The following is a 13,247-nucleotide window of genomic DNA, read 5'->3' as shown; positions in this document are numbered from 1 at the left end:
GGAAGAGCGACTGGAGTTCAGCACTTCTTGTCTTTCTTTTTTGACCGGAACAGATTGCCGATGCCGCATTTCGTTTTTTTGCCTACGGCTTTAGCATTGTTGATATGATGCTCGGCTCGACCTTTTGCGACTTGAGCAACAGCCTTTACCGGCTTTTTGCTCATTGCCGCCGCTCCGTAGCGCTTTCTGACATCACTCCCACGTTCCAATGTCAGGCCGGTTTTGTCCTTGATTCCTGTACGAACATTACGATCAAATCGATCGACCTTCACCGCCGTTTTTCTGATTTGCGCACCCTTTTCCTGACCGTATGTACTCAGATTTTCTTTCAGCTTGCCTTTGGTCGTGAAAGTCTGGCCAAGCTTGCGGAAATTCTCGCGGTGATGCGCCCGCCGCTGTGCAGCGACGTCGCGCAAGGAGACGTCCTTGTCAAAAATTGCAGCTCCATATTGAAAGCCGGTGCTGATTGGATCCTGCACCTCAGCGCCAGTAAGAGCTTTCACACTTTCTTTGCCGGCAATTTCCGCTGCGATAACCACTGCTCCAACGCCGGTGCCAGCCAACGCAGCACGTCCGCCTTTGCCGATTTTCGCTGCCGTCGCTCCAACTTTGGCAGTCTTGGCCAGTTTTGCGGTTTTTGCCATTTTGGCAGCATCAGTCGCCTTAGACGCAGCTTTCAAACCACCAGCACCGCGAGCGACCTGTGCCGAACGGCCCGCTTTGTTCAACTTCGAGATATCGCCGCCTTTATTGGCAATATTGCGTACTACCTGTCCTTCATTGACCATTCTACCGCGAGCCACCTGTGCGGCGTCTCCTTTGCGGACCAGACGCGCAACGTCGGCATTTGCACCTTTGGGACTAATGAGCTTCCGTCCGAAGCTGTCCGCCCCTTTGGTCGAGAGTTTCGACGGCGCTGGTTTTGCCCGAACCTGATCCCGGAAGGTAACCTTCATGCCGTTACCCTTGCGAGCCGGTGCGGTTTTATTCAGCCTTGCATTTTTCGCAGCATTGCCGCGACGATTCAATTCGGTGAGATCATCAGCTGAGCCAGCAACGCGATTGACGCGGGCACGTTGGGCATTTTCGCCCCTCTCTATCATGCGCGCAAGATTGGAATTTGTGATATTGGCCGGGCGAGCTCGGGGCGCGGTCTTTACCTGACGTGCACTCTTTGCGGCGTTTCCGCGACGCTCAAGTTCTGCCATATCGTCGGCTGACCCTGCAATTCTGTTTGCGCGAGCGGCGCGCGCCGCGTCACCACGCTGTTTCAACTGTTTGAGGCTCGTTGGACGTGATTGGCTTGCGCTTGATTGAGAGGTCTTTGAAAAGCGATTCATCTCCGCCTTGGAAATCTTACGCATTTTTGGCTTGGGGTCTGAATGTAGCTTTGTTGCAGCTGCCGCCAAAACGCCGCCGCCGACAATCACACCAATTTGCGTTTTTTCTTCGTCGCTCAACTCATCATCGATCGCTGTGTTGGCCGATTGCTGGGCACCTTGAGATGCCTGCGCAAGTATGGGCGTTGAAGCCATCGACATCGCCAGGGCGGACGCGCCCAATCCCCAAAACATCTTTGAATTTCTCACAGTCCTGCTCCTCGATCCTTCGTAGCGGCCCGCCAAATGGGGTCCCTTGGCATTTTGTGTAGCCGAGACACGATAAGTCTAGAATGAGGTGAATACCCCAATTGTCAGGATGGGAAAATCAGGCGGCCGCCAAAATGATCCGGGCGATCGTTCCGTGACCTACCGTTGATGTAATTAAAATCTTAAATCCATGGCGGACTGCCAGTTCGTGAACAATGGCAAGCCCCAGTCCATCTCCCTGTGAATCTTCGTTTTTTGTTCCGCGCTGCTGCGCTTCTTCCAATTGTTCAGCATCCATGCCGCAGCCGTCATCCGATACTTCGATGATGCAGTGCTCCTCATGCAACACTGCAAGCGTGACATGTTCTGCATCGGCATGGCGTAGAGCATTTGCTACCAGATTGCTTGTCGCCCGGATCAAAGCTAGCGCTGGTAGCTGGGTGCGACATGGAGCGCGATGTGTTTCAAGCGAGATGCCGAGCTTGGCTGCTTCCCCGCTGAACATATCATCGACCGTCTCTACGATTAGTTCGAGCGAATAGGCGTCTTCCTCGATCTCGTGCAACGCCATCGCTGACTGATCACGGTCGCTATATTCGTGCGTTAACTCCTCCAGATAGTCGATGGCCTCACCAAGCCGTCCCTGCAGGCCCTGAGAGAGATTATCAGCTTCTTCGCGGATTGCGGCACGCAGTCCCATCAGGGGTTGGCGGATATCATGGCTGGCAGAAGCAAGCTGCTGTTTGCGCATCCGGGCGGTATCGCGTGCACGGGCGTAGCGACGCTCTGTCACAAGAAGCCGACGATCAGACTCGGACTGCGCTTTCAGGGCATCAATGCGTTCGTGGGTTAACCGGTCGCGTTCTTTCAGATTGCGCTGGATATCGACAATGACAATCACCAGCAGAGTAGCCGCGATGATCAGTCGCATCATGTCTCTGACGAAATTTGAAAATAACTCGGGGACAACCGTGCCGACCAGAGCTGGTTCGACCAATATTATCGCGACCGAGCCAATCATTATGGCGGCGACCGCGATCCATCTCAGCCTTTTCGTCGTCTCTAGCCGGAATGCGATGACCGCAATCAATCCGAGGACAAGAAAATAGAATACCGCGACCAGCTCTGAGTCCAGTCTATACCAGAAAAGTATGCCTAAGCCCGCGAATGGTAGTAAAATCAAAAAAGCCTGAGCAACTCTGCTAGTTGCGGCGGCTATTTTTTCCCAAAAAGCCGTAAAAATGATGGCTGTCAGTGAACATGACACAAATGTGATGCAGCTGCGCCATACGAGACGGGCCTGCTCAAAATCATTGGCCAATATGGTTGTAAACAACGAAACATCACTTTGAATGGCGGCCAGTGAAAACCCGACGGCAATCAATATGGTCACCCATCTTCTGGCCAATATCCCAAGGATGATAAGTGAAATGCCAACCGCCAGAAAAGTTATGATCACTCCTGCTTTCAGGAGCGTTCCGATAATCTGATTTCGGCCCAGTTCACCCTCACGAAACAAGCCGATTGATGGACGATCTACCCCGGCGAGATTGATCAGTATCAGTTCCGATTGACCGGGATCCAACTCAAAGCTTGCCGAATGGAGATAAGTCAGCTTGCGCGGCAACAGCTCACCGCGCCTACTCGCCAAACCCCCAAGAATTTTCTCTGAGTCACTAGTTTGCCGTGCAATATAAATCTCAGGAACAACATAGAAAATTCCGCCGAGGCCAATGCTACGACGAATAGATCCCTGGTTGGTGGACGCGGCCTTGATCGGGAGTGCAATCCAAAGATCACGTATCTCTTTGATTTCCGATCTTTGCGGACGAAACGAGGTCGAAAATTTGCCATTTTTATAAGCAGCAAACGCCTCTTTGACATCGACGGTTTGCTCGTGAGTGTTAGAAAAATACAGCGCCTTGCCTTCCACCTGTTCGGTCGGCTGTCCTTCATGGACAATGACAGGGTCGATATCGGAAGGTTGTGCAAAAACAGCTGTTGGGGCAGCATCGACTGCGCACAAAATGATCCATAATGCGAACGCTCGCCATATTATATGCTGACTTGACATCATGTTATGTTTACACATCTTTCCGATCGGCAGAAGGGGGTGTGGGATATGCTGGCTTGGATACGATGAGCTTTGATCGCAATCGCACTGCTATAATCGCAGATGATCACGCGATAGTTCGAGATGCGCTGTCCCAACTGCTTTATAATGCGGACTCGCTTGACGGATATAATTTTACCATTTGCGATAAGGTGTCGGATGGAATCCGTGCGATTGGTGCCATGCGCAAGCATCAGCCTAACCTTCTGATGCTGGACGTGACCATGCCGCATGCTGGCGGGACGGAAGTTTTGATTGAAGCCCGGCGATGGTCGCCTGACACCAAAGTCATAGTGTTTACGGCAGTTCAGGCCAGCGGAAAAATAGCCGAACTTGTTGAGGCCGGTGCGGACGGCGTGTTTTGCAAATCCGATGAGATGGATGAACTGGCAGATGCGATCCCAAAAATCATGGAAGGCGCGCGCATTATTTGTTCTCGCTTTTCGCAGATGCTTGAGGCTGTCGGCGATGTCGAACCATTGACGGCCCGCGAACGCCAAATCTTGAATCTGGTGGTTTCCGGGCAGACCAATCGCGAAATTGGCGAAACTCTTGGAATCAGCGTGAAGACCGTTGATCGGCATCGCACCAATGTGATGCATAAAGCCAATGCCCGATCGGCGGCGGAACTGATCGCTTATGCGCTGCGGGAAGGGCTGGTGGACCCCAGCGTTTCTTAAGCCAAAATCTGACGACCAGTGCACAAAAGACCTATTGCAGATCTTCGACGCTGACCCAGCCCAACACACCATAAGCGTCTTTGACGGGCAGAAAAATGCCGTTCAACTCTCCTATTGGTATTAGCGCAACACCGGGGCGGATTGCTCGGATAGTTTCCGCCTCGCGCGATGGCTCCAGATAAAGAAAGGAATCTGCCGCCGCGAGTACGGGAGTTGGTCCTTCTTCAACTGTTGAAGTCTCTTCAATTTGCTCGTCCAGTTTTTGTCCTACTCCAAGAGCCCTGGCCTGCCGGACCATGTTGTTATAGGCGATGACAAAGCTCTGAACCATTTCCCGTCCGGACTCCTTCTTGGTATAGCGCAGTTCTGCGGATGCTGTTTCAACACCGTGCATCCAATAGCCTTCCGGCGTTTGTGCCATGGCATCATCGTCATCGTCGTGAAATTTGAGTTTGGTCTTTTGAACCAGTCCGGTTCCGGCAGCGATAGCGCTACTTTGCGAGGTTTCAATCAATGTCAGGCCGGTGACCACGGTGTTCTTCTTACCAATCCCGACCATCCCCGCCAGGCCGTTTACAACGGCTCCGGCGAGAGGAACCACCCCTGCAATATCGCCAGCGGTTCCCATCCCGCTGCGATAACTGCTGTTCTGCGCAAGCGCAGCGGCATTGGCGAATCCCGCGCTGTTCAAATTGGTCGCTTTTGCGACTTCAAACCTATCCCCTGCTACGACAGTCAGTAGAAAATTTGCCGCTTGTGCGCTATTGGGGTCATAAAGAGTAAAGCAGCCTGACTGATTGATCAGGGCCTCGATAATCGCTTTAGGGCTACCCAGATTCTTGTCGACCCAACTGCGGGCCTCTCCTTCGATAACGGCAATCGTGCCCAGCGTATCCTTGCACTTGACCAATTCTATTGGTCGGTGTTTCGATCCTGCACTGACGGGGGTTACAGCCACGTTCGCACCGCATATAATGACGGCTGCAACCAGGCCTGTAAAACGGTTCAACATCACATGCTCCACCGCTGATTGTTACCATAGAAACAGTCCCAGATGTGAATTCTTCCGCCGTTACGTTTTGATTCAGGACCGTGGGCATCAAGGCAGCGTCCGGTGGACTTATGGACAAAGGCGATACCCCCCTCAGAAGTCTCTCGAGCTTCCCATATTTGCGTCTCTTTGCCATCGCAGCCAAAGGCGCGAACAGGGGCTCCTTTGTCGGGACCGACGGCCTCCAGGCACATGCCGCTGGCGGCGACCAATAGCCCATTATCGGGCAGAAAGATAAACCGCTGGTTCTCGCTGCCAAGGCATTTCCAGACCTGGATCCGGCCACCTTGCTTGCCGACGTCGGGATTATGCAGGTCTAGGCACATGCCGTCTGCGCTGGTAACCGGGCCAGTGAAATCAAGGTCAATCTCAAGCCGATCTGGTCTATCGGCAAGGGCGAAACCATCGGGCGTGAGCAGCAATTCGTGCCCCAGTCGAACCGCTTCGAACGCCTCCGGATAAGAAAGCTCTACGGGTTCAAGCGAGAATTTCGGTGCAAGTAGCCCTTCGCCACCGGAGGCGAAAATCGTACCATCTTCCCGAACGGTCCATTCCATTTGGCGCTTCAACAACGCGTCATAGGCCGTCAGCTTTTGCCGGTCGGTTTGACGCAGTCTGGTGGATGTGACCATGCCGGGTTCGACGGTCCAAATGAATAGATGCGTCCATCCTTCCAGTGCGAACACATGACCATTTTCAATAGCCACCTGCTTGTTTAACTCGCGAAGTCGCCAGATACCATCGATCGGGAGTGGTTGCTCGGGGTCTACTTCATCAATTTGAACCAGATCCGCCAACGGACGGCCATCCTGCGCCATGGCGGGGCCTATTTGCCCAATCAGAAGGGCAAACAGAAGAAACAATTCAAGACAGAACCCGAACCCACGCCCGCTTTTTTTTGCAAATATCATCAATCAAACTCCCGAGATTGAAGCTTTATTGCCTGATACAGGTCCGGCAGAAAATGGGGTCTATCCCCCAAATTCCAGCGACAAGCTATTGCGGCAGGGATTCTTCTATAGCTCGCATGCCATTTTGGGCATGTCAGGCTTGGCTTGAGGTTAGCTGTCATTCTTGATCAAAAGCTGATCGCGCGACCGGAACCTAATAAATGCCGAGCTTAAGTCCCTTTCTGCGCCCGAGGCAGTCAGAACTAGACTGTCCGCAATCGGCCCAGTTCCAGACTTAACAAAATAGGATTATCGCCGCCCTGACGTCCGCTATGTCCCGAAAGCAAAGGTCTGTTGATCAATCCGCCCAGACTTCCAAGTGGTTCTTCCGTTCAACTCGGCGGCTGGTTTTCAGGTCCAGAATTGCTTCAAGGTCGGTTTCGGCAAAGAGCGCTCGAACGGACCGCTGATCTGCCTCGCCCAGGCCTTCGACCCAATCGGTCAGGCGCTGGAGCAGGAAGAAACGATAGGGCATGACCGCTGTGGTAATCTCATGCCGCGCCAGTCAAAGCTGGTCATGGCGATGCCGCGGTCCAGTCTCCATTTGCTGGGGTCTAGGAATCCACATGGAGTGCATTGCTCGCGGAATTTTGACGTTTAGGACGTCGGTGCAGCTTGGATTTATGGGTGATTGCGGAGTTTTCCCTGCACATTCCCCGATTAACGGAGAAATTTACACCTGAGACCCGTTCTCAACGATCTGCGTCGCGCACCATTCTGTCTCCTTTGAAAACAACTACTTAGATTTGGAGGGGATGCCTGAATATTGTCGCGCAATGTTCGTGGGTTGCGCGCCGTTGGTTCAATGGCTCGGGTGCCAGAGACGCTCTGGCAGCGACGGATATGCTGGCTTGTTGCGCATCGGCTGCTTGCCGCAATTCCCATTGCCTTTATCAGACGTCGCGTGGGTTACAGATCACTTGGGGTCAAGCGGAAACGAAGGGTCAGATTGGTTCGAAGATACCGGTTTGCTTCCGATTTCTAGTGGAGTCGAGGGCCGTCAATGACACTGATCCCGACAATGATATCCTGACAGTGATTCGTGCAAGCGGACCCGGAGTTTTGGTGACGATAAGTAACGGACCGACATTGTTTTTGACCAATCTAAGTTTTGACACCTCCATCACCCAATACCGTCCGTGATGGAGACGGCGGCACTGATACAGGGATTTATCTGTCTACGTCTCTTGTGGCTCCTTCTGTTGAACTCTCTCACCATGATGTCGCGTTTCGACAATGCGCTTGGGGTCGAGCTGTGACGCTAAAGCGTGAAAACCAGACCTTGGAAAGCGGTAAACTGATATTCGATATCAAGATATTGCTCAAAAACGAAGATAACTGTATCCAGATGATTAAAATGCAGAGCCAACTGACAGGTGCAGTGCGGAAATGGCCATGCACAGACTTTCGTTAGCGAAGCGGACTACGGCCTTTATCTCAGTTCGCTCACTAACTAAAGTTGGGGTGGTGGCTTGCCATTTCAGGGTAGTGCTTGTTGTCCAACCCAGGCCGGTCAGCCGACAAACAAACAAGAGGATATCTAATGAAAAATATCTATGGAATGATAGCCGTGCTAACAATGGGAATGACATTCTCAACGCAGGCGATGGCAGTCGCCTACTGCCAAGGACAGGTCACTAATGTCTACACAACAGCCAACGGCGACGTATATGCGAGATTTAGCTATGCTAGCGACTATACGCAAATCTGTAATTTGCAGGCCGTGTGGAAGGGTGTGGATGTACAAGCTTGCTGGGGTTGGTTTGCGCAAGTCAATAATGCTCTGATGGAATCCCGGAACGTGCTTGTAAATTATCCGACAATCCCTTCTGGTCAATGTAGTACAATCCCATCGTACGGAAATGCACCGGCTCCGGGGTATGTCATGTCACTTTAGCTGAGTGACCACTCAAAATGAAAATTTGGATTGTAGAAGCAGCCCGGTTCACCGCATTTTGGCGACGCAGATGATCCTGTCGAACCAAGCCGGCTCAGCCCCCGAAATGTTCGCGCCATGGATTTCGTCCTGAAAATCAATCATTCTGGTTTTAAGTAGAACCCCAAAATATTGCAGTCATCCCATTGTCCTGCATTTGGATTTATTGTGTCAAAAATCACATGGCCACGGATTCCACCAGTTCCGATCATCGTCAGGATTTGCGCGTAGAGCTGATCAAAATTTGGATGGGACTTCCACAGGTAACCCCCACTATTATTATAGCATTGCGGCATCGTGCCGGCTGGAAACGAGACGTATACGGCGGGGCCAGTTGTGTGATAAATCGAAGCTACCTTTAACGGCTCTGCAAGGGGACCGGTGGTCGTTGCTGCGGCGGTACTGCCGGCCAATCCCAGAAATAATGTGATGAATTGCATTAACTTTATCATGGTTGGAATCCCTATATCTTTGCACTAAATACATCATACATTGCGACGAGAAACCGAAGAAGAACGGTGCTTCCGGTCACGCGTCTTGTCGAAGCGTTAATAAAGCATGATATAATAGGGCGCCGGCGCGTTGCTGTAGGCCGGCAAAGTACCGCAAGTCGCTGATGTGTCTTGATAGGAAACTCGGAACTGACGAGACTCAACAACGGCATTATTGGCCTGCGAAAACCAACCCCAACAAATATCCTTGGATATCCCTTTCCAGTCAGTCTTTATATTGCAAATCTGAGTATAGCTTGGCGCATAGCTTGGCAGGATAATGACAGCCCCAGCGTCATTGAGATATACATTAGTTAGTGTACCTAAGCACTGTAAAGCGAAAGCTGGAGCCGCAGTGGCAAGCAAAATTGCTCCTGCGGTTATTTGTAACAACCTCTTTTTCATTTAGTCCCTCCTTTGTGCAGCTGGCCGCTGCGTTGGTAAAACCATTTCCTTCATCCTGATGCCCCCTCCTATTCAGGAGTTGATGTCCGAGCCGCCTATTGGTTCCAGATTCGACAGCATCGCTGGTCAAATCAACAGCCTCAACCAAAATTGATGGCTGGCAACTTGACGCCGTCCTGCTGCGACCATCGCCTGCTGGCTAGCTGCTTGCCAACGACTGCATTGCGCACAAAAAACTTCACCTGCGCCGATGCCGTACCGCCGATAATCTCGGCAGACAGCACCATCCCCTCGCTATCAACGACAACAGTCAGTTCGACGCTTCCCTTAGCCCGAGGAAGCCGCCGTTTTAAACCTTCGACGAGCTGTTCAAACGCGCTGGGATCAATTCCTTCCTCGCCCATACCAAAACCAAAAAATCCAGTAACCTGCTCGACCAAAGATGGCTGCTTCGGCTTTCCGCTACGCCTGGCCAGCTCTTCTTCCGGCTTACGATTGGGTGCGGCTCCCGCGAAGGGATCATATACCCCGCCGCCTTTACTGCCTCCATCGTCGAAGCCCGAGCTATTTCCATTCACGATATCGGTACCAGGGGTTACCGCAATCGCCCGTGGAACCCGGATACGACCAACAGACCATTCAGCTGGTAGCTCAGTTTCAATAGTTGTATCGATATCGCTCGGGATTTGACTGGCCGGCGCCGGTTGGCCGTTTCCTCCGCCTGCGGCCGACTCAGGCTCAGGAGAATCTGCCAAGCTGTTTCCCAATTCAATCACCGTGATTGTATTTTTGTCACTATTTGTCTGCACCTGCCCCTCATCATAAGCGCGGTTAAAGGCAGCGGTGATCAAAAAATAGAAGAAGAGACCATTGAACAGGATGCTGAAGCCGCCGCTCAGCGTCTTTAGCAAATGATTACGATAGGGCATTTCAGAGGGCAGGGATGGCAACCGGTCAAGGTTCATCGCCGGTAGAAAAGACCGTTCAACCTCCCATGTTTCCACCGTTTTAAAGGCCATATTGAACGCCCAATTGCTGCTTCCGCCGATATTACGGCCATGCTGTAGTCTGACCAATAACTATCAAATAGTTCTTTAGCAAAATCTACACCAAAATTCCCTGGAATAGCATTGCAAAAAGAAGAGATTCAGGCGAGTATCAGTTATTAAGGGAGCTGGTGTTGACGAATCTTGCTGAGCATCTTTTGGCGGAACAAATTATCGGTTCGGGAGAACTGGATCGGTCGCTGGAAATAGCAGCCGAAACCGGCATGCGTTTGCCTTGGATTTTATCGCAGATGGGTTTGGTGAGCGACGATATTTTGCTCGACTGTCTGCAAAAAGCGAGCGGCTGCGCCATTGCATCGGACGAACTACTGACAAAGGAGCCGGCCATGATTGAAGGTCTGAGCACGGCGTTCCTCAAGAAACACAAGATAGTGCCGATTGAGTCAGATTCCCACGGCTTGCACCTGTTAACCAGCGACCCATTTGATGAAGTCGCTCTATCAGCCATGAACTTTGCTTGCGGGATAAATTGTGAACCCCGATTGGCGCGCCTTGGCGATATTGAAGACCGGCTAGCAAGTTGTCAGGGCTCCGATTCCCTTGGTGAATTGAATAATGAATATGGCACAGATCTGGATGAAGAACTGGGACGCCTGCGTGATGGCATTAGCGAGGCACCGATCATTCGCCAAGTCCATGAGATCTTGACCGGGGCCGTTAAACGCAAGGCGTCGGACGTACATTTAGAACCTATGGCACGGCATCTCTCTGTGCGATACCGGATTGATGGGCGGCTTAGCGAAGTTGGGCGGCATCCCGTGGGTCTTGCCGAGCCGATTGCGTCGCGGATCAAAGTCATGGCAGGCCTAGACATCTCCGAAAGCAGGCTGCCGCAGGATGGCCGCATCAAGTTGACCGTGCGCGGTGAGGACGTGGACATCCGCGTCTCAACCTCTCCGATCGCCAGTGGTGAAAGCATTGTTTTGCGGCTGTTGGGCCGTGCAAGTTTGCCATTGGAGCTGAATTCCTTGGGATTGCCGAAGCTGGCTTTAGAAAAATTACGAGAAGCCTTGCAAAAACCGCACGGGATCATTTTGCTGACCGGGCCAACGGGAAGCGGAAAAACTACCACGCTCTATGCGGCGATGAATGCGCTTCGAGGTCCTGAAGTAAAAATACTAACCGTAGAAGATCCAGTCGAAGTCATGCTGGATGGGATTAATCAGGTTCAGGTCCATCCAGAAATTGGTTTAAGTTATGCAAACAGTTTGCGGGCATTTTTGCGGCAGGACCCGGATATTATCATGATCGGAGAGATCCGTGATGGTGAAACAGCAGAGATTGCGCACCGTGCTGCTCTCACCGGCCATCTGGTCTTATCGACCCTCCACACTAATAGTGCGTTGGGAGCTTATACCAGGCTCAATGATATCGGGGTGGAGCGATTTTTGGTCGCCTCCACAGTCATCGCGACCATAGCCCAGCGTCTGGTCCGTAGTCTTTGTGATGACTGCAAAATCGCTATGGATATAGGCGCTGATGAGATTGCACTATTTGCCGCCTATGACCTCCAATCCCCATCTGTAACTTATCGCGCCAATGGGTGCAAAAACTGCCATCAAACTGGTTATGCCGGTCGCCGTCCTCTGATTGAGATCGTTAACGTTGACGAAGAACTGCGCACCAAAATCCGTGAAAGCAGTGCAGAGAGTTACGAACTCAATCCTTCAGAAACTCTGCTTGGTCATGGATTGACCTTGGTCAACGAGGGCGCGACAAGCCTTGCAGAAGTGCAGCGCGTGGTCGGCTTTACATGACCGAATATCGCTGTCTCACCATTGATGGATCAGGTCAGAAAAAATGGCGGCAAGTTGAAGCTGCCAATGAGCAAGCATGTGTTCAGATGATGTTGAGCAGCGGACTTACCCCGCTTCAAGTTACTTCCGGCGCTATGACCTTGTCGGAGCGCCTAAATCAACCCATGCATCTTTCTATTGGTGTAGGTCTCAACGAACAAGCGCTGATGCTCAATCAATTGGCATTGCTGGTCCGCTCAGGATTGCCGGTCGATCGATCAATCGATCTCTTGCGCGACCAAGCCCCCAATGCGCGTCAGAAACAATTGCTCGCCGATATTTTGTCTCAGATAAAGGATGGCCGAGGACTTGCAGTAGCATTGGAGACTTCCAAAATTTTTCCAACATATGTAGTCGGTGTTGTCCGCTCTTCTGAAAAAAGTGGGAGGCTTGGTGCGGCTTTGACTTCTGTCGCACAGCGTATGACCAAGGCAACGGAAACAAGGCGCAAACTAACTACTGCTCTTACGTATCCTGTAGCAGTGCTGATCGCTACCATGATTGCATTGTTCATTGTGTTGACAAATGTCGTACCACAATTCGAACCTATCTTTACCGGTAATGAAGACAAGCTACCTGCGCTGACTAATTTCGTGCTGTTGCTATCCGGTTTTGTCCGAAACTACGGACTGATGATCATGGCCGCCGGGTTGATTATCATCCTTATAGTGTGGCTGCTGTTAAAATCTGCTGCATTGCAAAAAATACTTTCGTCCGCAGCGCACTACTTTCCCGGCATGCAATTGCGTAATCAATATCTCGCTGGTCAGTTTACTGGAATATTGGCCACGCTGATAGGCAATGGATTGACCGTGGTCCAAGCGCTGCCACTCGCACGCGAAACACTTTCTAGTAGACGTTGGCAAATAGAACTGTTGAAAGTGGAAACGCAAATCCGTGAAGGTAGTCGTATGTCATTCGCTTTGGAAAAAACTACAGTTTTTCCCCACACGGCTAGCCGCTTGATCGAAGTTGGTGAGCGCACTGGCAAGTTAGGTGAAACGTGCGGGCATGCTTCTGAAATCATAAGCGAGGCCGCGGCAGCGCGGATTGAACGGATCGTATCGCTGGTTAATCCAATAGCAATCATTGTGCTCGGCGGAATGGTTGCGATGTTAGTCGCTGGTGTCATGCTGGGCATATTTGCTTTAGGAGATTTTGTAGGGTGA

General features: G+C 51.7%; 11 protein-coding genes. 3 read left to right on the top strand and 8 right to left on the bottom strand.

Features of this window, described 5'->3' with window-relative positions; genetic code table 11:
• Window positions 1-17: 17 nt before the first annotated feature.
• Both ABJG22_RS04740 and ABJG22_RS04735 read right to left on the bottom strand, forming a co-directional pair.
• The gene (locus ABJG22_RS04740) at window positions 18-1,589 is read right to left on the bottom strand and encodes a hypothetical protein (protein WP_348019104.1); all 1,572 of its coding nucleotides are present in this window, start codon (window positions 1,587-1,589) and stop codon (window positions 18-20) included.
• Between the two features lie 118 nt (window positions 1,590-1,707).
• Entirely contained in the window at window positions 1,708-3,615 is a 1,908-nt protein-coding gene (locus ABJG22_RS04735; RefSeq protein ID WP_348019103.1) for an ATP-binding protein, read from the bottom strand.
• Between the two features lie 113 nt (window positions 3,616-3,728).
• Between ABJG22_RS04735 and ABJG22_RS04730 the strand changes: the two genes are divergently transcribed.
• The gene (locus ABJG22_RS04730) at window positions 3,729-4,382 is read left to right on the top strand and encodes a response regulator transcription factor (protein ID WP_348019102.1); all 654 of its coding nucleotides are present in this window, start codon (window positions 3,729-3,731) and stop codon (window positions 4,380-4,382) included.
• Between the two features lie 31 nt (window positions 4,383-4,413).
• Here the strand turns inward: ABJG22_RS04730 and ABJG22_RS04725 are convergent, their stop codons facing one another.
• The 6 genes from ABJG22_RS04725 to ABJG22_RS04700 form a co-directional block, all read right to left on the bottom strand.
• The gene (locus ABJG22_RS04725; protein WP_348019101.1) at window positions 4,414-5,394 is read right to left on the bottom strand and encodes an SH3 domain-containing protein; all 981 of its coding nucleotides are present in this window, start codon (window positions 5,392-5,394) and stop codon (window positions 4,414-4,416) included.
• Window positions 5,394-6,344 carry an RICIN domain-containing protein gene (locus tag ABJG22_RS04720; RefSeq protein ID WP_348019100.1) on the bottom strand — a complete coding sequence of 317 codons (951 nt, stop codon included), beginning with the start codon at window positions 6,342-6,344 and terminating at the stop codon, window positions 5,394-5,396. Before ABJG22_RS04720 ends, ABJG22_RS04725 begins: the two co-directional genes overlap by 1 nt.
• Window positions 6,345-6,681: 337 nt before the next feature.
• Window positions 6,682-6,858, bottom strand: coding sequence for a hypothetical protein (locus ABJG22_RS04715; RefSeq protein ID WP_348019099.1), 177 nt, complete (start codon window positions 6,856-6,858; stop codon window positions 6,682-6,684).
• Between the two features lie 1,562 nt (window positions 6,859-8,420).
• Window positions 8,421-8,771 carry a hypothetical protein gene (locus ABJG22_RS04710; protein ID WP_348019098.1) on the bottom strand — a complete coding sequence of 117 codons (351 nt, stop codon included), beginning with the start codon at window positions 8,769-8,771 and terminating at the stop codon, window positions 8,421-8,423.
• 96 nt (window positions 8,772-8,867) lie between these two features.
• Entirely contained in the window at window positions 8,868-9,215 is a 348-nt protein-coding gene (locus ABJG22_RS04705; RefSeq protein WP_348019097.1) for a hypothetical protein, read from the bottom strand.
• A gap of 140 nt (window positions 9,216-9,355) precedes the next feature.
• Window positions 9,356-10,234: a hypothetical protein gene (locus ABJG22_RS04700; protein WP_348019096.1), complete on the bottom strand. Its 879-nt coding sequence runs from the start codon at window positions 10,232-10,234 to the stop codon at window positions 9,356-9,358.
• A gap of 185 nt (window positions 10,235-10,419) precedes the next feature.
• Between ABJG22_RS04700 and ABJG22_RS04695 the strand changes: the two genes are divergently transcribed.
• Together ABJG22_RS04695 and ABJG22_RS04690 are read left to right on the top strand one after the other, a co-directional pair.
• On the top strand, window positions 10,420-12,039 hold the full coding sequence (locus ABJG22_RS04695) for a GspE/PulE family protein (protein ID WP_348019095.1): 1,620 nt from the start codon (window positions 10,420-10,422) through the stop codon (window positions 12,037-12,039).
• Window positions 12,036-13,247 (top strand): type II secretion system F family protein, encoded by a 1,212-nt coding sequence (locus tag ABJG22_RS04690; RefSeq protein WP_348019094.1) that lies wholly within the window; start codon window positions 12,036-12,038, stop codon window positions 13,245-13,247. The genes ABJG22_RS04695 and ABJG22_RS04690 overlap by 4 nt, the downstream gene beginning before the upstream one ends.

The organism is Parasphingorhabdus sp. (assembly GCF_039939955.1).
Lineage (GTDB): Bacteria > Pseudomonadota > Alphaproteobacteria > Sphingomonadales > Sphingomonadaceae > Parasphingorhabdus.
The sequence above is the reverse complement of the archived record's forward strand: the minus strand, read 5'-3'. Positions and strand labels throughout refer to the sequence as shown.